Annotated in this window: 25 protein-coding genes, 1 tRNA gene and 2 pseudogenes; 14 read left to right on the top strand and 14 right to left on the bottom strand. The window is 35.4% G+C overall.

Annotated elements, in window-relative coordinates; translation table 11 throughout:
- Window position 1 precedes the first annotated feature (1 nt).
- The 10 genes from ACLNCP_RS07420 to ACLNCP_RS07375 form a co-directional block, all read right to left on the bottom strand.
- Window positions 2-250, bottom strand: coding sequence for a DUF3173 family protein (locus tag ACLNCP_RS07420; RefSeq protein ID WP_420789700.1), 249 nt, complete (start codon window positions 248-250; stop codon window positions 2-4).
- A gap of 32 nt (window positions 251-282) precedes the next feature.
- Window positions 283-1,422, bottom strand: a complete 1,140-nt coding sequence (locus tag ACLNCP_RS07415) for a Rep family protein (protein ID WP_424844256.1) — start codon at window positions 1,420-1,422, stop codon at window positions 283-285.
- Between the two features lie 149 nt (window positions 1,423-1,571).
- Entirely contained in the window at window positions 1,572-2,177 is a 606-nt protein-coding gene (locus ACLNCP_RS07410; RefSeq protein WP_424844255.1) for a hypothetical protein, read from the bottom strand.
- Complete coding sequence (locus ACLNCP_RS07405; protein WP_424844254.1) at window positions 2,174-3,268, bottom strand: cell division protein FtsK; 1,095 nt, start codon at window positions 3,266-3,268, stop codon at window positions 2,174-2,176. The genes ACLNCP_RS07410 and ACLNCP_RS07405 overlap by 4 nt, the downstream gene beginning before the upstream one ends.
- Window positions 3,269-3,271: 3 nt before the next feature.
- Window positions 3,272-3,604 carry a hypothetical protein gene (locus ACLNCP_RS07400; protein WP_424844253.1) on the bottom strand — a complete coding sequence of 111 codons (333 nt, stop codon included), beginning with the start codon at window positions 3,602-3,604 and terminating at the stop codon, window positions 3,272-3,274.
- A gap of 236 nt (window positions 3,605-3,840) precedes the next feature.
- Window positions 3,841-4,977, bottom strand: coding sequence for a helix-turn-helix domain-containing protein (locus tag ACLNCP_RS07395; RefSeq protein ID WP_424844252.1), 1,137 nt, complete (start codon window positions 4,975-4,977; stop codon window positions 3,841-3,843).
- 54 nt (window positions 4,978-5,031) lie between these two features.
- A complete protein-coding gene (locus tag ACLNCP_RS07390) occupies window positions 5,032-5,592 on the bottom strand; it encodes a DUF6287 domain-containing protein (RefSeq protein ID WP_424844251.1) in 561 nt (186 codons plus the stop codon).
- A gap of 4 nt (window positions 5,593-5,596) precedes the next feature.
- Window positions 5,597-6,238 carry a hypothetical protein gene (locus tag ACLNCP_RS07385; protein ID WP_084929594.1) on the bottom strand — a complete coding sequence of 214 codons (642 nt, stop codon included), beginning with the start codon at window positions 6,236-6,238 and terminating at the stop codon, window positions 5,597-5,599.
- A gap of 97 nt (window positions 6,239-6,335) precedes the next feature.
- A complete protein-coding gene (locus tag ACLNCP_RS07380) occupies window positions 6,336-7,250 on the bottom strand; it encodes a hypothetical protein (RefSeq protein ID WP_424844250.1) in 915 nt (304 codons plus the stop codon).
- A gap of 289 nt (window positions 7,251-7,539) precedes the next feature.
- On the bottom strand, window positions 7,540-8,127 hold the full coding sequence (locus tag ACLNCP_RS07375; RefSeq protein ID WP_001268843.1) for a recombinase family protein: 588 nt from the start codon (window positions 8,125-8,127) through the stop codon (window positions 7,540-7,542).
- A 391-nt stretch (window positions 8,128-8,518) separates the two neighbouring features.
- Here ACLNCP_RS07375 and ACLNCP_RS07370 point away from each other — a divergent pair.
- Window positions 8,519-9,276, top strand: a pseudogene (locus tag ACLNCP_RS07370) (transposase family protein).
- Between the two features lie 147 nt (window positions 9,277-9,423).
- Here the strand turns inward: ACLNCP_RS07370 and ACLNCP_RS07365 are convergent.
- Together ACLNCP_RS07365 and ACLNCP_RS07360 are read right to left on the bottom strand one after the other, a co-directional pair.
- The gene (locus ACLNCP_RS07365; protein WP_000710764.1) at window positions 9,424-9,666 is read right to left on the bottom strand and encodes a type B 50S ribosomal protein L31; all 243 of its coding nucleotides are present in this window, start codon (window positions 9,664-9,666) and stop codon (window positions 9,424-9,426) included.
- A gap of 95 nt (window positions 9,667-9,761) precedes the next feature.
- A complete protein-coding gene (locus tag ACLNCP_RS07360; RefSeq protein WP_261020590.1) occupies window positions 9,762-10,697 on the bottom strand; it encodes a bifunctional oligoribonuclease/PAP phosphatase NrnA in 936 nt (311 codons plus the stop codon).
- 103 nt (window positions 10,698-10,800) lie between these two features.
- Between ACLNCP_RS07360 and ACLNCP_RS07355 the strand changes: the two genes are divergently transcribed.
- From ACLNCP_RS07355 to ACLNCP_RS07310, 10 genes and pseudogenes are all read left to right on the top strand, one after another.
- Complete coding sequence (locus ACLNCP_RS07355) at window positions 10,801-11,244, top strand: flavodoxin (protein ID WP_001162128.1); 444 nt, start codon at window positions 10,801-10,803, stop codon at window positions 11,242-11,244.
- Window positions 11,245-11,359: 115 nt separating this feature from the next.
- Window positions 11,360-11,626: a chorismate mutase gene (locus tag ACLNCP_RS07350; protein ID WP_261052627.1), complete on the top strand. Its 267-nt coding sequence runs from the start codon at window positions 11,360-11,362 to the stop codon at window positions 11,624-11,626.
- Window positions 11,623-11,997, top strand: a complete 375-nt coding sequence (gene crcB / locus ACLNCP_RS07345) for a fluoride efflux transporter CrcB (protein WP_424844249.1) — start codon at window positions 11,623-11,625, stop codon at window positions 11,995-11,997. Before ACLNCP_RS07350 ends, crcB (ACLNCP_RS07345) begins: the two co-directional genes overlap by 4 nt.
- Window positions 11,991-12,320, top strand: coding sequence for a fluoride efflux transporter CrcB (gene crcB / locus ACLNCP_RS07340; RefSeq protein ID WP_125443142.1), 330 nt, complete (start codon window positions 11,991-11,993; stop codon window positions 12,318-12,320). The genes crcB (ACLNCP_RS07345) and crcB (ACLNCP_RS07340) overlap by 7 nt, the downstream gene beginning before the upstream one ends.
- A 118-nt stretch (window positions 12,321-12,438) precedes the next feature.
- Window positions 12,439-12,786: a 50S ribosomal protein L19 gene (gene rplS / locus ACLNCP_RS07335; RefSeq protein WP_001068669.1), complete on the top strand. Its 348-nt coding sequence runs from the start codon at window positions 12,439-12,441 to the stop codon at window positions 12,784-12,786.
- Window positions 12,787-12,828: 42 nt separating this feature from the next.
- Window positions 12,829-12,900: transfer RNA gene (locus ACLNCP_RS07330), tRNA-Arg, on the top strand.
- Window positions 12,901-12,911: 11 nt separating this feature from the next.
- Window positions 12,912-13,121, top strand: a pseudogene (locus ACLNCP_RS07325) (type ISP restriction/modification enzyme); the annotation flags it as partial.
- A 252-nt stretch (window positions 13,122-13,373) separates the two neighbouring features.
- Window positions 13,374-14,108: a hypothetical protein gene (locus ACLNCP_RS07320; protein ID WP_424844248.1), complete on the top strand. Its 735-nt coding sequence runs from the start codon at window positions 13,374-13,376 to the stop codon at window positions 14,106-14,108.
- Window positions 14,109-14,577: 469 nt separating this feature from the next.
- Window positions 14,578-14,769 carry a hypothetical protein gene (locus ACLNCP_RS07315; protein WP_265479330.1) on the top strand — a complete coding sequence of 64 codons (192 nt, stop codon included), beginning with the start codon at window positions 14,578-14,580 and terminating at the stop codon, window positions 14,767-14,769.
- 224 nt (window positions 14,770-14,993) lie between these two features.
- Window positions 14,994-15,185 carry a hypothetical protein gene (locus ACLNCP_RS07310; RefSeq protein ID WP_414302193.1) on the top strand — a complete coding sequence of 64 codons (192 nt, stop codon included), beginning with the start codon at window positions 14,994-14,996 and terminating at the stop codon, window positions 15,183-15,185.
- Window positions 15,186-15,263: 78 nt separating this feature from the next.
- Here ACLNCP_RS07310 and yidA read toward each other — a convergent pair whose 3' ends face one another.
- Window positions 15,264-16,070 carry a sugar-phosphatase gene (gene yidA / locus ACLNCP_RS07305; protein WP_424844247.1) on the bottom strand — a complete coding sequence of 269 codons (807 nt, stop codon included), beginning with the start codon at window positions 16,068-16,070 and terminating at the stop codon, window positions 15,264-15,266.
- A 12-nt stretch (window positions 16,071-16,082) separates the two neighbouring features.
- Window positions 16,083-17,387, bottom strand: coding sequence for an HD domain-containing protein (locus ACLNCP_RS07300; protein WP_424844246.1), 1,305 nt, complete (start codon window positions 17,385-17,387; stop codon window positions 16,083-16,085).
- 71 nt (window positions 17,388-17,458) lie between these two features.
- On the opposite strand from ACLNCP_RS07300, the gene ACLNCP_RS07295 reads away from it, so the two are divergent.
- The 3 genes from ACLNCP_RS07295 to ffh all read left to right on the top strand — a co-directional run bounded on the left by ACLNCP_RS07295 (window position 17,459) and on the right by ffh (window position 19,842).
- The gene (locus ACLNCP_RS07295) at window positions 17,459-17,836 is read left to right on the top strand and encodes a DUF1934 domain-containing protein (protein WP_261049711.1); all 378 of its coding nucleotides are present in this window, start codon (window positions 17,459-17,461) and stop codon (window positions 17,834-17,836) included.
- Between the two features lie 90 nt (window positions 17,837-17,926).
- A complete protein-coding gene (locus ACLNCP_RS07290) occupies window positions 17,927-18,259 on the top strand; it encodes a putative DNA-binding protein (protein ID WP_000402071.1) in 333 nt (110 codons plus the stop codon).
- 11 nt (window positions 18,260-18,270) lie between these two features.
- A complete protein-coding gene (ffh, locus tag ACLNCP_RS07285) occupies window positions 18,271-19,842 on the top strand; it encodes a signal recognition particle protein (protein WP_261184885.1) in 1,572 nt (523 codons plus the stop codon).
- The last annotated feature ends 91 nt before the right edge of the window (window positions 19,843-19,933 follow it).

Genomic DNA, 19,933 nt, shown 5'->3' with positions numbered 1-19,933 from the left:
ATTATTTTCCTCTTTCTATGTCAGTAGCGAAGAGTACAGTATCTATTATATCATTTTTTGAGATGATTTTGAATCCAAGAATTTCTTCGGCAATAGTCTTTGGTATTCTTCCAATCCTTTTGTTTTTATAAAGTTGAAAACCTCTTTCGACAAGTAATTTTTTACCCTCTCGTATAACACGTCTAGCTGTGCCTTCTGGATATCCTTGTTTTGTGATATCTATGTAGGTAACTGTTTGAATTTCTTGCATTTATTCATTCCTTTCCTTTTTCTTATTCAATTCTAAAAATAACTGGTACGATTTGTCTTGAATAGTTTCTTCTCTATCAGTCTGATTTTAAAAGGGTTTGGTAATTTATTGCCATGGTCTATATAAAACATCTGGTCCATTGGTTCGTACTTGTAAAATTGCAGATGCTCTTTTTTGACTTCGACTACTAAGGATAATCTTCTCATTAGCTGGCCCCAAGAATCGATATGACTTGTTTTTCTTTTCTTAGTTAATTCTAAAAAGAAATCATAGGGAGAGTAGGGGCTAGTGATGATATAAATATTAGCTAGTAACGGCTTATCAAAATAACGACTACTTGCCATCGCTTTAACATTGTAAGGGTCAAACATTTTGAGTAAGTCTGAGTAGTCAAATTGATGGGGGCGTAATTCGTCTAAGATAATCACGTGTTCTAAATTGTATTGTTGAAAAGGGTCACGGATTGAGCCCGTAATAAAATAGTTAAGGTCATACTGTTCTGCGTATTGACGTGCTAGACGAGTCTTCCCTGTTCCCGCTTTTCCAAAAAGCCAAATAATCGTAATAATTTCATTCCTGTCAATCATTTCTTGTCGCCATAGTTCGGCTTGTGTTTCTAGTCGTTTTAAATAGACGGTTTCTATTTTTTGCCTTGCTTTGGCATATTGTGAACCAGTAAGTCGTTGTTCAATTTCTGACTTTGTAATATTACCAGTATAAAGTAGATCCAGTAGATTATCTATAATCATAGTGTCATTTATTTCATATCGTTTGGTTACATTTCTTTCGATAGTGTCTAATAGGAGTAAATAGTCAAAATTCGCAATAACTTCTTTGGGAGAATATTGGTATTTATCTTGATTAGACTCCGTGTGATGAACGAGATATGAATAAGCATTGTTAACTGAACCCCTCCACTGCTCAAAACACTGTATTGGTTGTTTAGTCAACTTAGCAAGATTGTTTAAACTTCTAGCACTTTCAAACTGTAAAACAAGGTGTATATGTGGTGCGACAAGGTTTCCATCTTGCCCAATATCCTTATCATGCAATATTCCCGCAAAACGAAGCGGTTTTAGAATGTTCGTCATATACTCGATGATATCTTGTAAATTTGAAGGTTGGAAATACTCAATCTGTTGAACAAACATGACATTGCGTGCTTTTACCATTTAAAACTCCTTTCTTTTTTGGAACAATGGAACAACATTATACTACTTCAATAACAAGCCCAGAAGTAGTATAGTTCTGTCCTGACTAAATTGGAACATAAAACCAGCTCGGAGCTCTTGCCTTACGGCAAGCTCCGCTGGTATACAAATCAATTATGCTTTCTCGTCCCTTGTATTATATGATTAAGTGAAGTACTATCTGTGGGAGAGAATATATATATTTTACGATAGACTCTTATCAGATAGTCGTACAAAAAAGGTAATTTTTTTTGTAAAATTGTATCAACATCTGAATTTTTTGCCTGTAGTATTATAACAAGGATATAGTCACTAGTTATGATACATCTGATAGATTTAACAATAGATTTGTACTCTTTTACAACCTCACTATCGCTTTCACTGGCTTTCGTTTTCATCTGTTTTCGAATTATCTTTAATAGATTTATTGTACGGATAAAGTTCAGAAACTTATCTTCTTTTATCCATACGATACAAAGAATGGTATGAGCTAAAAGATAGATAATCATGACGATAGTGATTGTTTGAAATAGCAAAGATTGCCCTATTTGAAAATTATTCCGAATTTGTCCCCAAGCGTCCCAAGAGACAATAGTACTAACTTGGTTAATAAACCATATACCTGCTAGGAATAACCCCCATAGAAGGCCTAAAAATAATTCTAAAGGCAGTAAGTAATAGAGTTTATCGGTAATTACAGTGGTTTGTCTTATTATTTTTTTATAAAAATTTTTCATAAATTATCTCCTTTAAAAGTTGGTACGAGTAACGGCATGACATTAGGTGGTGTTATACCATCAATGACTTGAACAATACCAGTTCCTTTTCCGTTAGGAATGACAATTCCTGTCTCTGAATCCAAGTCTGGGAATAAAAACGTTGTCGTTTTTCTGTTGATTAAACCAAGTTGTATCAAGAAATTACACTGCTCTCTAACGGCAATAGGTAAAGCGTTTGTATCCATCCGCTGGCTCACTAGGATTAGGTGGACAGATGTTGCTCGTCCAAGTAGTGCAATATTGGATAATAGTGCAAAAAAGGTATCTTTGACATTTTTAGAAGTCAAAGATGTTAAAGCAAGCAATTCATCAATCACAAGACAACGGTGTTGAAATTTTTTAGAAGGATTTTCAAGAAGCTTCGATTGTCTTTGATAGATAGTATCTAGTTCCACTTTTAGCAAGCTGTTTACCTTGGAAACAAATTCATCAGATGAGAAGTCTTTCTCTTGATAAAGAACAGGTATGTTCTGTTTTAAGCAGTAGCGAGAGATAGAATCACATTTAGGGTCAACCACCGTTATATGAGCAAATTGATTAATAACAGAGATTAGATAGGTCAAAGCGTAGCTCTTTCCAGAACCAGAAGAACCAGCAATCAAGCAATGAACGATGCGATTGAAATCAATTCGATAATTTTTCATGAGTTCAAAACTTTCGTTTTGAACGCTGACATCAGATAGCTTTTGATACGTCAATCTCTCAGGTATTCCCCTAAAGAATGGAAACCGAAAAGCACGACTAGTGTTAATACTTACACCATCACGTTTGACAATATAGGCCGATGGTTGTTTAAGAAATGTCAACATAGGGTAAGCACTTGTAGATAGAATTTGAAAAATCTGTTGGTATAGATTGTTATCCAAAATGTACGCACAAGGATAGCGCGGGACAAAGTCTAAATAATTGTCGCCATAGATAAACTGGAATGAATTTGTAGTTGAAGAAATAGAGCTGTTCCCCAACCCTATTTCTAAACACTGAACTAGATATTCAGTATCCACTACAAACTCCCGTTTATTTTCTGGTTGAATAAACGGAAATACCATTGATTACTTACCTCCTTCTTTAATAATTTTTACCGATTCGGCTTTAAAATAAACATTGTTTTTCACTTTGCAAGCAACAGGATTGACTAACTCAACTTCTGAAAATTGTTCAATTTCTTGAGAAGTTGGGAATTTGACAAGAAAAGGATTCTGACCAGGAATAATGAAATATCGGCTAAATCCATCTACTTCGTCAGTCCTCTTATTGTCCTTATAGACCCACTTAATTTCTTCTTCAGCGGACAATGAACTAAAGATAGGATTTTCTCCAAATATCTCATGGAAAAGGGCTACGTTATATCCATAAACTGGATTCTTGTATTTGAATGCACTCATGTGCTATTCCTCCATAATCAGCATACCTAGGATTTGCTGATTTCTAGTAAAAAATTTTTGTGGAGTGAACTAGGTACCTTTTTGTCCCTCACATTATCTATTATATTTTGATTTACCAACGACTTTGTATACACTAGAATGAAATTTAGAGAGAAATTTGTATACATTAGAAGAAAACATATATGGTACGACACAAAAAAGCCTCACTATTTTAGTAGCAAGGCCTGTAATTTTGACTAATAGTCTTGATTATCTATAAAATCATTTATGTAGAGAGTTAGATGTTTATCTTTTGTTTTTTCATAAAATTTGATAATTTTAGTTAAGTCTGAATAGAGTTTAAATGCATCATAGTTCTCACTAGTATCCTCATATTTATTATATATTTTTTCAAAGAATAAATTTTGATACTGGAGTAACTGTAAAAATTGAATATGAAAGAGACTATTAGTTTTATCGATTTGTTCTTTTTTTAGCTCATTTACTAAAAGATAGTATATATCATCTTCCAATAGAATATTTAGAAGAGAATCCGAACTTAAATAGTCTATTATTTTGCTAGGAGTATTATTTTTACCTCTGGTATTCAAGCTATTGTTAAATGTTTCTAAAAATTTATCAAAAATTAAATCAATTATTTTATATATAGTATGTTCGAGTGCTTCGAATATATAGATGATATTTTCAGGTTTACGAAGTAGAACAGAAGTAATATTCCCTAAATCAGTAGTGTACCACGTTTGAAGTTGGGAACTGACTTTTTCCAAGTATCTGGCATATTCAGTTTGTAATTTATGGTTAAAATAATAACTGTATTGTTCATCAGGATAGTAATCTGAATAATAAAAGACGGAATCTATGAAGTGCTTTTGGAAATCAGGATAGGTTAGTAGAAATTTTAATATTATATTCCCTAAGCGTTCAGTTTCTTTATTAGGTTTGATATCGAGAGATTGAGATTTGTGATATAAATCTCGCCATTTTTCAGATGAAACAGAGTTAATCTTAACCTCTTTTTTATTTAGCAGACACCCTAAGAGTAAAATTTTTATGATTTCTTGTTTCTGTTCGTTATTTCCTAAAAGTAATTCATCTTGATTACAATCTAGGGTAGCAGTTAATGCATTGATCTGATTGTATGTTAAAAAACTTCTAGTACAATCACAAGTATTACCTTTTTCTATTTGACTAATATTCCCTCTTGTTATTCCAGTTATTGGATCAGTTCTTGTATTACCTGTTTCTTTTACAATCTTATCATATGTGCGTTGAGAGATATGAGTAGAATAATTTGTAAAATTAAGATTTTTCTTTTCTCTATCCAGTCTAATACGTTCTCCAATATTTTTATATAAATATTCTGTAAAATCCATGATTTTCTCCTTATCAAAAAGAACCGAAAATATTCGATTCTGTGGTTAGGTTAATTATTTTACTTTATAGAAAAATCCCTCAGTACTACCATTGATAAGTTGGTGTCCAAACCATAAGCGGTCTTGTGTGATATCAGACGAATCGGTATAGCCATTATCTGAAGAAGAGGTGACGGACATGGTTATAGGGATTCCTGCTGGTAAAAAGGCAATAGCTGCACCAGCACCTCCATCTTTAGAAACAGAACTTGCCTTGAGATAGTGGTCAATTTCTTTAGCATGTTCAATTGAAATCTGTGAATAATCACTTACTAAACCATTTTTGTCAAAGGTAAATTCAATACCTGTACGATTTTTCCACGTTCCTGATATGCTAGAAAAATCTCCATTTTGAATTGCAGTAATATCCATTCCTTTAATTTCTTGTGAAGGTGTTGTTTCTCCTGATATTGGATTTGTTACAGATTTATTTTCTTCCGATGTAGAAGAAGTTGAACTAGTACTTGAAGCAATTGCTTCAGAACTTGCTGAGGAAATGCTTTCACTCTGATGTTGGCAAGCCGTTAAAATAGAGATAGCTAAAATATTAATACTGAATAGAAATAATTTTTTCATATGTTTATTTTATTCTTTTATAGTGCTTCTCTTTTCCATGTTCTTTGGTTATTAAATCTGCCTCTATTTCCTCAGCTCTCGACCCCGCAGATATAATATAAATAATAATAATAAGAGGGGGGATTATTAGTTTTAATAATTCAGCTAATGAGTAAATTCCTAGGCTAATTGATGAAGTAATTAAATCAAAAGTCGGTTCAATGAGTAAAACAATGGGTAATATATAAAAGAGTTTATTTTTGGAATTTTTAATGCTAGTTATCACATAGCTCAAAATTCCTAAAACTAATAAGTAATAAGCTGGACCAGCCTTACTTTCTATATGTAATCCAATACTTGTTTCATTTTGCATTCCTGTCAAAAATTGTCTGACTACAAAGATTAATCCGGCTAAAATAAATGGTCTAATATCTAATTTTAGTGGAAAGAATCTTAAAACTAATATAGAGATGATAAATGCAAAATATGCAAAAACGTATTCTGCTTTAATCATAACTATGATTTGTTGCACCATGTTCGAAGGAATATCATTGTTAATGATACCAAGAGGTAAAGATGTTTTAGAAGATATAAAAGGTATGAATAATGCAATACAAACTGATAAAAATAATGAAATTTCAGGACTATATTTTTTAATTATCCCCATACTAAATTCACCCTCCTAATGCTTGTTTTAAAATATTATTACTTGTCTTTTTATTTGTTTAGGGCATTTTTTAAAGACGAGCAGTATATCTAATTTATTACTTTTTATCAACGGTAATATTCTTTAAGTTTGTTTTAGGATTATCAAGCGTGTATAGTGTATTTTTATTGGTTCGAATTGCAATTGCATTTTCATGGTCTTTATTTACCCCAATATTAAAAGTCGAATCGTAGATATCCATAGCATAAAATAGAGAAAGACTAAAACCATTGTCTTCTGTTGTAGGGAAGTAATTTTTTAGTGGATTTGAAATATCAATTTCCTTATTTTGCTTATCGAATATTGTTCCAGTATATTTTAAAAATTCATAAGCAGTCTGATTTCCGCTACCATCTGTTTTTAACTTGATAGAGTACGAGCCGCTACTTGGTTTGGATAATTCTGCGAGTTCATTGGAATTTTCTAATGCCTGTATAGTTTTTTTATGTCGTTCAATTCGTTGCTCATGTTCCTCAGCTGAACCATTTGCTATTCCAACTGACCCTTCAGGATATTTGTCTAGTTTTGCTTTATATTCATCTAGTTCCTTTTGTGTAAGTTCTAAATCCTCCTTATAATAATTGACGAGGTTATCATAATAAGTTTTTATGTTTTGCTTATGAAGTTCTTTCGCTTTCTCAATAACTTCCTTGTCAGATAATTTACTAACATCGCCTAATGTTAAATGTTCGCTATTTTTACTTCCGCGTAAATCAAATGCTGTAATTGTGTTATTTTTGGCAACTAATAAAAATTGGATTCTAGTTTCTTTTGAGGTTGATTTAGAGTTTTCTATATCATAGATAATGGTTTCATTTTTTGATAAGTATTCAGCAAATTCAGTACTTTTGCTTTTTGAAGATACTTGTTCTATTTGTTTTTCTTCTTGATTACTTTGAGACTTAGTATGAGTACATGCAGTCAGAATGCATCCTGAAAGAAGTAGTGAAATTAAAACTATTTTGCGATTCATATAAAATTCTCCGTTAGTTACTATTTGTATTTGTAAAAATTAAATTATTGTGCATGAAGATAAGTAGTTAATAAAATTATTTTTTCATTATCAAAGAACTCCTAAAACAAAAATTATTAAATAAATGGTCTCTGTCCTAAAACCTAGACTTTTTTGGACAAACTTGATAAAATTGAAGTGTAATAATAATCGGTCAAAATGCTTGATTTTAGAACATTTTTTCTAACGAAAACGGTTCTAAAAGAGAATGTATTTCCTGTCCAAAAAATCCTAGGTTTTTTGACAAGAACTATGAATTTTTTATCCAATTATGAAAGGTGCTTTTTGATACTCCTAAGATGTCTGCACCTTCTCGTAAGGTTATTTCTTTTTTCTTATATTGAGCTATCACATTAGGGAGATTATTTGGGACAACCAATTTTGGTCTACCGAATTTCTTCCCTTTTTTCTTTGCCTCTCGTATTCCTTCCATTTGTCTTTGTTTGATTTGTTCTCTTTCAAACTGTGCCACATAAGACAGAACTTGTAAAACGATATCGGAGATTAGTTTTCCTGTGATATTATCATTGCTATTCTTTGTGTTTAATAAGGGGAAATCTAAAACAGTTATATTTACTTTCTTTTTCTTAGTAATTGCTTGCCATTGTTCTAAAATTTCATCATAGTTTCTTCCCAATCTATCAATTGATTTAATAACCAATTCATCATTCTCTTTCAAGGTAGTTAATAATTTTTGATATTCTATTCTGTCAAAATCTTTTCCTGAAACGTAATCAATAAAAATATTCTCTTTTGATAATTTATTTTCTACTAAGGCTGAAAATTGCCTATCAATATTTTGTTCTCTTGTAGATACTCGAACATAACCGTAACGCATAAGGCTACCACCTATCTTTTTATCTCTATTCTAGACAAAAAGAAAACTACCGCCCATAATGAGTGGTAGTTTGGTGTACTCTTTGCTACTGTATTTTTTGCCAAGATTTTGTCTTGGATGCGTGAATAGTAGTGTTGGATAAAAAATCTTAAGGGCTTAAAATCCTTTTAAACCAACCTTTTTGATGTTTACAAAAATTAAAAACAGTATGTTCAATTTTTGCATGTTCATCATGGTGATTTATAGTTTCCTTTTACAATTATTTTCCTTTTTATTTTATCAATTTTGAGATTAAAAGTCTAATCTTTTTCTGAGAGAATCTAAGAATTGTGCTTGGCAGTGGAAAATAAAAGTAGACTTCCTGCGAAACAAAATATGATACAATAAAACTATGAATTATGAAGTAAGTAAACAATTAACTGATGCACGATTTAAGCACCTTGTTGGTGTTCAGCGCACTACTTTTGAAGAGATGTTAGCTGTGTTAAAAACAGTTTATCAACTTAAATACGCAAAAGGTGGACGAACCCCTAAGTTAAGCCTAGAAGACTTCCTCATGGCTACTCTTCAATACATGCGAGAATACCGCACTTATGAACAAATTACGGCTGATTTTGGCATTCACGAAAGCAACTCTTATTCAAAGTGGCTTTACGATTTCAAAAACTCATCTTAGTGCTGAGGATACAACAGAGGTAAAAATCAATCGTCCTAAAAAACCAACTAGCCAATTATTCTGGTAAAAAGAAATGTCATGCTATGAAGGCTCAGGCGATTGTCACAAGCCAAGGGAGAATTGTTTCTTTGGATATTGCAGTGAACTATTGCCATGATATGAAGTTGTTCAAAATGAGTCGCAGAAATATCGGACAAGCTGGTAAAATCTTAGCAGACAGTGGTTATCAAGGGATCATGAAGATGTATTCACAAGCGCAAATTCCGAGGAAATCAAGCAAACTTAAGCCACTAACTCTTGAAGATAAATCCTATAATCATGTGCTATCTAAAGAGAGAATCAAGGTTGAGAATATTTTGGCCAAAGTAAAAACGTTTAAAATGTTTTCAACAACCTAACGAAATCGACGTAAACGATTTGGATTACGAATGAATTTGATTGCTGGAATTATCAACTGTGAACTAGAATTCTAGTTTCGCAGGAAGTCTAATAAAAAAACTTTGTACTCTAGAAACCATCTCGTGGCTAGCTAGAGTGCAAAGTTTTTTTGAGGTTGGAACATGAAAACAGCAGTTAATTTCAAGAAACAAAAAAGAACAGCCGAAGCTGTCTTTTTATCATTATTTGAGACCGTATTTTTTGTTGAAACGATCCACGCGTCCATCTGCTTGAGTGAACTTTTGACGTCCAGTGTAGAATGGGTGTGAGTCTGATGAAATTTCCACACGGATCAATGGGTAAGTTTCGCCTTCGAACTCAACTGTTTCGTTAGAGCGCTTTGTTGAACCGCTAAGGAATTGGTAACCAGTAGTTGTGTCCATGAAGACAACTGGGCGATATTCTGGATGGATATCTTTTTTCATTTTGCAATATTTCCTTTCTGCCATGGTCTCTTTGCGAGCCATAGATTGTTACCATACTAGTCTATCAGATTCTGAAAAGTTTGGCAAGTATTTTATTAGTTTTTAAGCAAGTTTTTTAACTTTTGGTAGATGATTTCGTTTTCTTCTAGGCTATAGGAATTAGCACCACTTGCTAGAGGGTGACCTCCACCATCATGTTCCTTGGCGATTTCATTGATAGGATGGATTTTACTGCGTAAGCGAACGCGGTAGTGGCCATTAGCCTGTTCTACAAAAATTCCCCAGAGACTCACACTGTCAATACGTCCAGGTGCACCGACAATAGCTGCAGTTTCAGCATCGGTAACATTGAATTGTTTCAAGACTTCTTGACTCAGGATAACGCGAGCTGCACCATTTTCATCCACTTCCAGATGGTCGTAGATGTATCCTTGAAGTTTAGCAATTTTGTAACTCATAGTGTCCATTTTGCGAGTGAGAGCCGCAAAGTCAAAGTTCTGTTCTCTTAGATAGGCAGCCAGACGAAGAGTCCGTGCAGTGGTAGAAGGGTAGAGGAAGCGACCTGTATCACCAACAATTCCTGCAAAGAGTAATTCAGCAGCGCGATCTGACAAGGCCAGTTGAGTTGTTTGGGCAAATAGGGTAATCATCTCACTAGCGCTACTTGAACTAGTATCCACCCAAGATAGGTCACCATATACATCATCATTTGGATGGTGGTCAATTTTAATGAGAAAATCACCTTGACTATAGCGTTTATCATCGATACGAGCAGTATTAGCCGTATCACAGACGATGACAAGTGCCCCTTGATAGGCACGATCTTCAACGAGATCCATTTCAGCCATCCAAGTAAGAGTTGGTTCATCAAAACCAACTGCTTTGATAGTTTTTTCTGGGAAATGATGTTTGAGAAGAGCTTTCAAGCCCACTTGACTTCCCAAGGCATCTGGGTCTGGTTTCATATGACGGTGAATGATAATCGTGTCGTATTCTTTGATTTTTTCTAAAATTTGATGGCAAATGTCCATAAATAACCTCAATTCTTTCTCATTTCATTGTAGCACAAGAATTTTTATTTTTAAAATGAAAAAGATGTGATATAATGGAGAAAGATAAATTGAGGAGGACGATATGGCATTAGCAAAAATTGTATTTGCCAGTATGACCGGTAATACCGAAGAAATTGCAGATATTGTAGCAGACAAATTACGTGACTTGGGCTTGGATGTCGATGTTGATGAATGTACAACTGTTGACGCTTCAGACTTCTTGGAAGCAGACATCGCTATCGTTGCGACCTATACTTATGGTGATGGAGAATTGCCAGATGAGATGATGGACTTCTATGAAGACCTAGCAGACCTCAACTTGAATGGCAAAATCTATGGAGTGGTCGGCTCAGGAGATACCTTCTACGATGAATTCTGTAAGGCTGTTGATGACTTTGACCGTGTCTTTGTGTCAACAGGAGCAGAAAAAGGTTCAGAGTGTGTTAAAGTTGATCTTTCTGCCGAGGAAGAAGATATTGAGCGCTTGGAACAATTCGCAGAAGAATTGGCTGCTAAAGTAGGATAAGCATAAACGTGCGCTGATGTGATCAATCAGTGCATTTTTCTTATCATGAGTTGGGATTTTACTAGCCTATTTGATAGCTTTTTGATACAATAATTCAAATAAAGGAGGAGGCTGTATGGATTTAGATATTATTCGTCAAGAAATTGACCAAATCGACGATCAAATTGTTAAACTTCTAGAAGAACGAATGCATTTGGTTGAGGGTGTAGTTGCCTATAAGAAGGCTTCAGGGAAACCGATTTTAGATACCAAGAGAGAAGCAATTATTTTTGAAAAGGTCAGAAATCGTGTAGGAGACAAGCGATATCAGGAGACTATTGTTGCGACTTTTTCGGACATACTCAAACGTTCGCGTGATTATCAGGATCAAAATATCAAATGAAAAAAGAACAATTTTATCCGCTAGGGATTTTTCTAGCTGCTATGTTGGGCGGACTTGTCCGCTACCTAGTTTCCACTTGGTTACCAGCCAGCCCAGATTTCCCCTTGGGCACTCTCTTTGTCAACTATCTGGGTATTTTCTGCTTGGTTTATCTTGTCAAGGGCTATCTGGTCTATAAGGGAACTAGTAAGGGCTTGGTTTTAGCACTAGGTACAGGTTTTTGCGGAGGTTTAACAACCTTTTCTAGTCTAATGCTTGATGCTGTGAAACTGCTTGATACAGGGCGTTATCTTAGCCTAGTCTTGTATCTCATTTTAAGCGTGGGTGGAGGCCTGCTCTTGGCTTACTATTTGGGGAGGAAAAAATGGTAATCGTCTATCTTGCAATTGCTTGTGGTTTCGGAGCTTTAGTGCGCTATTTCTTTTCCCGCTATAATCAAGCTTCTAAATTGCCACTCGGAACGCTCATAGCCAATCTTTTGGGTTGTTTTTTGATTGGATTATTTTACAATCATGTGGAGTCCAAGGAAGTCTATGCTATTCTAGCAACAGGATTTTGCGGAGGTTTGACAACTTTTTCGACCTTGAATGACGAACTTCAAAGACTGTTAAGTGATAAGAAGGTCTTTTATTCTTACCTGGCTTTGACCTACCTAGGTGGTTTGATTGCGATTTTTTTAGGAATTCTGCTATAAATTTCTTTACTTTTTTGTGGAAATTTGGTAAACTGTATCTTGTGTGTAATGGACGCACAAAAATACAGTTTATCCGCTGAGGAAGATTCCTCAAGATTGACAAAGATAGGAGAATAAAATGAATCCATTAATCCAAAGCTTGACTGAAGGTCAACTTCGTACAGATATCCCATCATTCCGTCCTGGTGACACTGTTCGTGTACACGCGAAAGTTGTCGAAGGTAACCGTGAACGTATCCAGATTTTTGAAGGTGTTGTTATCGCACGTAAAGGTGCTGGTATCTCAGAAAACTACACAGTTCGTAAAATCTCTAACGGTGTAGGTGTTGAGCGTATCTTCCCAATCCACACTCCACGTGTTGAAAAAATCGAAGTTGTTCGTTACGGTAAAGTACGTCGTGCGAAATTGTACTACTTGCGTGCTCTTCAAGGTAAAGCAGCTCGTATCAAAGAAATCCGTCGTTAATTCGACTAAAAAACTCTGCTTATTTAGCAGAGTTTTTATCTAGCTCCCTTAGTTCAATGGATATAACAACTCCCTCCTAAGGAGTAGTTGCTGGTTCGATTCCGGCAGGGGGCATGTAAACTATTGAAAATGCGTATGAATATGTTATGAATGAACGCTTTGCTACTGAATGGATAATAGAACAGTATCAAGTCAAAACTGATAAAAAATCAGGAATTACAGATGACCAAAATGATTATAGTGATGATGAAATGTACTTCTTCAATTTGCTGTTGATAATCATCAACGTATCTATTCAAACGGTTGATTTAATCAATAGTTTACCTGAATTTTAGGTGGAGGAGTTATAATTATGAATTTTGACAGAAATGTTTTAGATTCATTTACATTTCTAATTAAGTATACTTTAATTCTAAGTGTTTTTTATTACCATTTTAAAAATAAAAATAGAATTAAATTGAGAAATCCTTATTTTAGAAGTATCGATAAAATTTTGAGCAAGTATTATTCAAGTTATTTTTTCAAGTTATTTTTTCAAGTTTCATGACTTGCAATTCTATCCAAAACTTAAGTTTATTTATAGAAATATGTTATTTGAGTTTTTTGGTGAAGGAATATATCCTGAAATATTAGAATCATATATTAATACTGAAGCTAAAAAATCTTCTCATATAAAAAACACTTTAGCTTTAGTAATAGCTTTCTTTGGAGGTAAAGAATTAAATACTCTAATTACTAATTTTAATAGTATTAGCGCTTATTTTAATTTTGAAAGTATAGGTATTTTCTTTAGTAACATAGCTTCTTTTTTAATTCAAAGTACATTATTAATTTTTGTATCATCGACTATTATTATCCTTATTTCCCTTTTATCCCTATTCTCTTTTTTATTACTTGATAATACCTCTTTTATTAGAAAACATAGTTTAAATAAGCAAGGAAAACATATAATAGAAGATGTGATAACTTACTATAAAAACAATGAAAATATAGAAAATTTTAACTCAAACGATTTCGTATTTACAGATGAGTACATCTCTTTATTCAATATTAGAATCATAAAGATTGAAAAGATGTACATAATCATTTTCCCTAAGAAACTTACAGAAAAAAGAAGCAAGCGTGAATGGAATTTAGAAAATGTAAGAGGTAGACTTGAGATTCCTAATATACTTTTAAATAATCAGAAGTATACATTTATTTTTAAGAGAGAGTCAGAAAATTCTATTCCAAGTATAGATGATGTTAGATTTCAAAATGGTACTAGTGTAACAAGAGTGGAACTAGAAAAGTTAAAAAAATATTTGAAATACTATTTTTAGGTGCTGAAATTGAATTTAACAAATTTACGTTTATCGAAAAAAAGCTTTATAAATTCACGGTAAATAAAGAAAATCCTACTATTTGGAGTAAAGTATTCAAATTTTTAAAATTTTTGCTTATAGTCGTAGCAATGATTCTTTTTCTTTTTTTTGTAATTATGCTAGGATTATTTGTTATCGGAGATTATTTATTTTACATCTTCCTTATTCTTTATTTACTTTTAAAAATAGCTCAATATATTGTAAAAAAATTATTTAGCTAATATTAGTTTTATCAGTATCATTATCTATACTAAGCATTGTTCTTATCATAAATTTCAATGGATTTATCCCACTAGGTACTACAGCCATGGTTACAGTTGTGCCTTTCAACCATTTTTTGCTCGTTCCACTTTGGAAAGAGAAAAAAGTGATTGAAGCATAGAATCCTGAATGGAAAGACCTTAGTACTAGTGGATCCGAGATCTCTTTGACAGAAGCAAGTAAACAGAACATTGTTGCCTTGTTCTTATCTTTTGCTTTACTCTATAGTCTTGCTAAGGTATACCAGAAGGTACCAACTGCCGATGAACTAAAGAATCTTCTCAAGGTTGAGAGCAAGAGTATTCCTAAACTTGATGATAAGAAAATTCCAAGAATAAAGAGAGACTCAGAAGAGTAAGAACGACAAATCGATGCATGATAGAGGAGATTCAAGCTTATATCTCTTCCTTGTAGACATGGGATACTGATGTTTTCAAGTACAAAGGAGTAAAAATGATGTAAGCTATTTGTATGGATTCTATAGGAGATAAGTCAGAGACCTATAAGTTGTTAAGAAACTATTCATCCTTTCCTTTTTCTCTGATTTAAACCAGAATAAAAAATCATGTTCCTGTGCTAGAAGTGGATATTCTAAATCTGGATGAATTAAAAAATGTTAGAGTGTTAATCGGTCAGTTGACTGCCATTGTTACCATGAAAGATTCGACTGGTATTATCACCTTAGAATTTTTAAATAATATTATTTCTACCTTCGAAGAAATTGCGGCTGAAAGAGAAGAACTGGATGCTCTGATGTTTGCTGAGGAAGAGTAATCGGTATTCTAAAAAATACCCCAGGAGTTAGACTTTTATCTCTAACTTCTGGGGTACATTTTCTATATGATAAGCATTTTACAATACCCATGTACGGATAGCATGGGCGACGCCAGATTCGTCATTTGTTTTAGTGATGTATTTGGCGATTTTTTTGATTTCTGGATTTCCATTTTCCATAACAACGGGATTACCAACGACTTCCAGCATGGCGTGGTCATTTTCTTCGTCCCCGATGGCCATAGTTTCATCTTTGGTCAATCCTAGTTTTTCAGCTAAGTGGGTAATGGCTGACCCCTTGTCTACATTCTTTTTAAGGAGTTCGAGGTAGAAAGGAGCAGATTTATTGATAGAGTAGTGTTCGTAAAATTCGGCTGGAATTTTTTCAATTGCAGCATCGAGAATTTCTGGCTCATCTATGAACATACATTTGACAATTTCCTTGTCAGCCATTTCTTCAGGTGTACGGTAGAAGATAGGCATGCTGACGAGGGTTGATTCGTGCACTGTATATTTTCCGATATTGCGATTGGCAGTGTAGATACCGTCTTTGGTAATGGCATGCATGTGGACACCGAGCTTGCGACTGAGAAATTCCATATCTAGATAATCTTCATAGGTCAAGGATTCACTGATAATCTCATGTCCTGTAGCAGTTTCTTGGACAAGGGCACCGTTGAAGGTCACGACATAGTCACCTTCATCTCTCAACTGCAAGTCGTCCAGAAGTTTGGCAACACCTGCGATAGGGCGGCCAGTTGCAATCACGACTTTGACACCAGCTTCTTTGGCATCTTGGATGGCAGAAAAGACTTCAGGAGTGATTTCCTTTTGGCTGTTAACAAGGGTTCCGTCAATATCGACGGCGATTAGTTTAATACTCATAAATTTCCTCTTCTAGTTTTTATTTGGGGTAAAATGATCGTTCTCAATCAAGTGTAAAAATTGCTGGGTAATGCTTGCGAAGATGCTGTTTTGGTCCAACATTTCTTTTGGGAAATAAAAACGATTATCTCCGTGGCGACTTCCAGCAAGGGATTGAACGATAGGAGACAGGCTAGAGAGTTCTGCCAGTTCTCCATTTTTTTGTAAAATCTCAATCTGTGTCCGTGGGTTCTCAGATTCGGGACGATAGATATCATAAGGAAGGTCAAAGTTCTTATGAATGGCAGTGTAGTAGTCGGGATCAAAGCCGATGTCCTCAACCAATTTTCTCATGCTAGCGAGTTGGTCTTGGTCTTCTTGTGAAAAGGTAATTGATTTAAAGACCTTGCGGTTGACAAAGCGTTGCGACAGGTCTGCAAGTATTTTGTCAGGACTGGTCATCCAGAGCTGGAAGTAAGTATTCATCACACCATCATCCAGAGCCAGATAGTCAGCTAAGGTCACATTTTTTTCAAAGAAAGGTAGGAGGTGTGGAGAAGTTCGTGCAAAGAAATCCTTGTCCTCAGGGTAGAGTTCCTTAGCTCGTTTGAGAAGATTCTGTAGGAGAACTTCCATGGCGCGTGTTGCTGGATGGAAATAAACCTGCATATACATCTGGTAACGACTGAGAACGTAGTCTTCGATGGCGTGCATGCCATTTCTCTGAAAGGCGATTCCGTTTTTGATAGGACGAATGACTCGGAGGATGCGAGTCAGGTCAAATTCTCCATAGGAAGCTCCAGTAAAATAGGAGTCGCGCAAGAGATAGTCCATGCGATCCGCATCAATCTGACTAGAAATGAGCTGCACGACCTGTTTGTTAGGATAGGTATGGTCAATGACACTGGCAACCTTTTCTGGAAAGTCAGGCGCCACTTGTAGCAGGACTTGGTGAATTTCCGTCTCAGGACTTTGGATAATCTCTTGAGTAATAGCTTCATGGTCTGTGTCAAAGAGATGTTCAAAAGTATGGGAGTAGGCACCATGTCCAAGGTCATGTAGGAGAGCAGCAGTCATGGTCAAGAGAGATTCGGCCGGGTCCCATTCTTCAGGATATTTTTCTTCAAAAATCTCCGTGATACGTCGTGCAATTTCATAGACTCCTAGACAGTGAGAGAAGCGACTATGTTCTCCACCGTGGAAGGTATAACTGGAAGTTCCCAGTTGTTTGATACGACGCAAACGCTGAAATTCTTTTGTATTGATCAAGTCATAGATGATTTGATTATTGACATGGATGTAGTTGTGAACTGGGTCACGGAATACTTTTTCGTTCATATGACCATTATAGCAAAATCCTGCTCTTTTTGGTAAAATAGTAGGACAAGAGACAAGAAAGAGGACTTGATGTGAAGATTCGGATGCGAAATACGATTCAGTTTGATGAGCAGTTGGAAGTGATTGACCAGCTTTATGACGTTGAAGTGCATGAAAAGGGAGATTATCGCTATTTGCTTTTCTACAATGAGGAAAAAGAAAAAGTAGTGATTAAATTCCATGGTCAAGAACTGGTGATGACCCGTTTTTCCAATCCTAAGACCATTATGCGCTTTTTAAAGGATAGTGATAGTTTAGCCTATATTCCCACACCTATGGGGATGCAGGAGTTTATTATCCAAACGAATCGTTATCAAGTGGATGGACAAAAGATCTATTTAGACTATCAATTACAAAATCAAGAGGGACAACCCTTTGCCAGCTATCAATTGGAAATTACTTGGGGCTAGTCTCTTGTCTTTTTCAAATTTAGCTTGCTATCTTCTCGGATTGGCTTCCTAGTGTGGTAGATTAGGCCATTTTTTGGTATAATAAAAGTTATGGAAATCGAAAAAACCAATCGTATGAATGCGCTCTTTGAATTTTATGCAGCGCTTTTGACAGATAAGCAAATGAATTATATAGAGCTCTACTACGCTGATGATTACAGCCTTGCTGAGATTGCCGAGGAGTTCGGTGTCAGTCGTCAGGCTGTCTATGATAATATTAAGCGGACAGAAAAGATTCTGGAAGATTATGAGATGAAATTGCACATGTACTCGGACTACATTGTCCGAAGTCAGATTTTTGACCAGATTTTGGAGCGCTATCCCAAGGATAACTTTCTGCAGGAGCAGATAGAAATTTTAACAAGCATTGATAATAGAGAATAAGAGGAAGAAAAATGGCATTTGAAAGTTTAACAGAACGTTTGCAGAACGTCTTTAAAAATCTACGTAAAAAAGGAAAAATCTCTGAATCTGATGTCCAAGAGGCAACCAAAGAAATTCGCTTGGCCTTGCTTGAGGCCGACGTTGCCTTGCCTGTTGTAAAGGACTTTATCAAGAAAGTTCGTGAGCGTGCAGTCGGGCATGAGGTCATTGATACCCTTAATCCTGCGCAACAGATTATCAAAATCGTTGATGAGGAACTGACAACCGTTTTAGGTTCTGATACAGCTGAGATTATCAAGTCACCTAAGATTCCAACCATCATCATGATGGTCGGTTTGCAGGGGGCTGGTAAAACAACCTTTGCTGGTAAATTGGCCAACAAACTCAAGAAAGAAGAAAATGCTCGTCCTTTGATGATTGCGGCGGATATTTACCGTCCTGCGGCTATTGATCAGTTGAAGACTCTGGGTCAACAGATTGATGTGCCGGTTTTCGCACTTGGGACAGAAGTACCAGCTGTTGAGATTGTACGTCAAGGTTTGGAACAAGCCCAAACTAATCATAACGACTATGTCTTGATTGATACTGCGGGTCGTTTGCAGATTGATGAGCTCCTCATGAATGAGCTTCGTGACGTGAAAGCACTAGCTCAACCAAATGAAATTCTGCTCGTCGTTGATGCCATGATTGGTCAGGAAGCAGCCAATGTTGCGCGTGAGTTCAATGCTCAGTTGGAAGTGACTGGTGTTATTCTTACCAAGATTGATGGCGATACTCGTGGTGGTGCTGCCCTATCTGTTCGACACATTACTGGCAAACCAATCAAGTTCACTGGTACAGGTGAAAAGATTACGGACATTGAGACCTTCCACCCAGACCGTATGTCAAGCCGTATCCTTGGCATGGGAGATATGCTCACTTTGATTGAGAAAGCTTCTCAGGAATACGATGAGCAAAAAGCCCTTGAAATGGCTGAGAAGATGCGCGAAAACACCTTTGATTTCAATGATTTCATTGATCAGTTGGATCAGGTACAAAACATGGGCCCAATGGAAGACCTGCTCAAGATGATTCCAGGTATGGTTAACAACCCAGCACTTCAAAACATGAAGGTAGATGAGCGTCAGATTGCTCGCAAACGTGCCATTGTGTCTTCCATGACACCTGAAGAACGTGAAAACCCAGATTTGCTAAATCCAAGCCGTCGCCGTCGTATCGCAGCTGGTTCTGGAAATACCTTTGTCGAAGTCAATAAATTTATCAAGGACTTTAACCAGGCTAAACAGCTCATGCAAGGTGTCATGTCTGGAGATATGAACAAAATGATGAAGCAAATGGGAATCAATCCAAACAACCTTCCTAAAAATATGCCAAATATGGGAGGAATGGATATGTCTGCCCTTGAAGGAATGATGGGACAAGGTGGGATGCCTGACCTGTCAGCTCTCGGAGGAGCAGGAATGCCAGATATGAGCCAGATGTTTGGTGGCGGACTCAAAGGTAAAATCGGTGAATTTGCCATGAAACAGTCCATGAAACGCATGGCGAATAAAATGAAGAAAGCGAAGAAGAAACGTAAGTAAAACAAAGGAAGGCTGCAGAGCTTTCCTTTTTTGGAAAGAAGAAAAAGGTCTATTTTGAATCTGCAAAGAATGATATAATAGTAGAAATAGT

The sequence above is a fragment of the Streptococcus sp. CL6.35 genome, from assembly GCF_049737915.1.
In the GTDB taxonomy this organism is placed as follows: domain Bacteria; phylum Bacillota; class Bacilli; order Lactobacillales; family Streptococcaceae; genus Streptococcus.
The sequence above is the reverse complement of the archived record's forward strand: the minus strand, read 5'-3'. Positions and strand labels throughout refer to the sequence as shown.

What these genes read in the sequence shown, in the direction of transcription:
- ACLNCP_RS07420 (WP_420789700.1), bottom strand. Translation starts at nt 250, where the DNA reads ATGCAAGAAATTCAAACAGTTACCTACATAGATATCACAAAACAAGGA.
- ACLNCP_RS07415 (WP_424844256.1), bottom strand. Translation starts at nt 1,422, where the DNA reads ATGGTAAAAGCACGCAATGTCATGTTTGTTCAACAGATTGAGTATTTC.
- ACLNCP_RS07410 (WP_424844255.1), bottom strand. Translation starts at nt 2,177, where the DNA reads ATGAAAAATTTTTATAAAAAAATAATAAGACAAACCACTGTAATTACC.
- ACLNCP_RS07405 (WP_424844254.1), bottom strand. Translation starts at nt 3,268, where the DNA reads ATGGTATTTCCGTTTATTCAACCAGAAAATAAACGGGAGTTTGTAGTG.
- ACLNCP_RS07400 (WP_424844253.1), bottom strand. Translation starts at nt 3,604, where the DNA reads ATGAGTGCATTCAAATACAAGAATCCAGTTTATGGATATAACGTAGCC.
- ACLNCP_RS07395 (WP_424844252.1), bottom strand. Translation starts at nt 4,977, where the DNA reads ATGGATTTTACAGAATATTTATATAAAAATATTGGAGAACGTATTAGA.
- ACLNCP_RS07390 (WP_424844251.1), bottom strand. Translation starts at nt 5,592, where the DNA reads ATGAAAAAATTATTTCTATTCAGTATTAATATTTTAGCTATCTCTATT.
- ACLNCP_RS07385 (WP_084929594.1), bottom strand. Translation starts at nt 6,238, where the DNA reads ATGGGGATAATTAAAAAATATAGTCCTGAAATTTCATTATTTTTATCA.
- ACLNCP_RS07380 (WP_424844250.1), bottom strand. Translation starts at nt 7,250, where the DNA reads ATGAATCGCAAAATAGTTTTAATTTCACTACTTCTTTCAGGATGCATT.
- ACLNCP_RS07375 (WP_001268843.1), bottom strand. Translation starts at nt 8,127, where the DNA reads ATGCGTTACGGTTATGTTCGAGTATCTACAAGAGAACAAAATATTGAT.
- ACLNCP_RS07365 (WP_000710764.1), bottom strand. Translation starts at nt 9,666, where the DNA reads ATGAAAAAAGATATCCATCCAGAATATCGCCCAGTTGTCTTCATGGAC.
- ACLNCP_RS07360 (WP_261020590.1), bottom strand. Translation starts at nt 10,697, where the DNA reads ATGGACATTTGCCATCAAATTTTAGAAAAAATCAAAGAATACGACACG.
- ACLNCP_RS07355 (WP_001162128.1), top strand. Translation starts at nt 10,801, where the DNA reads ATGGCATTAGCAAAAATTGTATTTGCCAGTATGACCGGTAATACCGAA.
- ACLNCP_RS07350 (WP_261052627.1), top strand. Translation starts at nt 11,360, where the DNA reads ATGGATTTAGATATTATTCGTCAAGAAATTGACCAAATCGACGATCAA.
- crcB (WP_424844249.1), top strand. Translation starts at nt 11,623, where the DNA reads ATGAAAAAAGAACAATTTTATCCGCTAGGGATTTTTCTAGCTGCTATG.
- crcB (WP_125443142.1), top strand. Translation starts at nt 11,991, where the DNA reads ATGGTAATCGTCTATCTTGCAATTGCTTGTGGTTTCGGAGCTTTAGTG.
- rplS (WP_001068669.1), top strand. Translation starts at nt 12,439, where the DNA reads ATGAATCCATTAATCCAAAGCTTGACTGAAGGTCAACTTCGTACAGAT.
- ACLNCP_RS07320 (WP_424844248.1), top strand. Translation starts at nt 13,374, where the DNA reads ATGTTATTTGAGTTTTTTGGTGAAGGAATATATCCTGAAATATTAGAA.
- yidA (WP_424844247.1), bottom strand. Translation starts at nt 16,070, where the DNA reads ATGAGTATTAAACTAATCGCCGTCGATATTGACGGAACCCTTGTTAAC.
- ACLNCP_RS07300 (WP_424844246.1), bottom strand. Translation starts at nt 17,387, where the DNA reads ATGAACGAAAAAGTATTCCGTGACCCAGTTCACAACTACATCCATGTC.
- ACLNCP_RS07290 (WP_000402071.1), top strand. Translation starts at nt 17,927, where the DNA reads ATGGAAATCGAAAAAACCAATCGTATGAATGCGCTCTTTGAATTTTAT.
- ffh (WP_261184885.1), top strand. Translation starts at nt 18,271, where the DNA reads ATGGCATTTGAAAGTTTAACAGAACGTTTGCAGAACGTCTTTAAAAAT.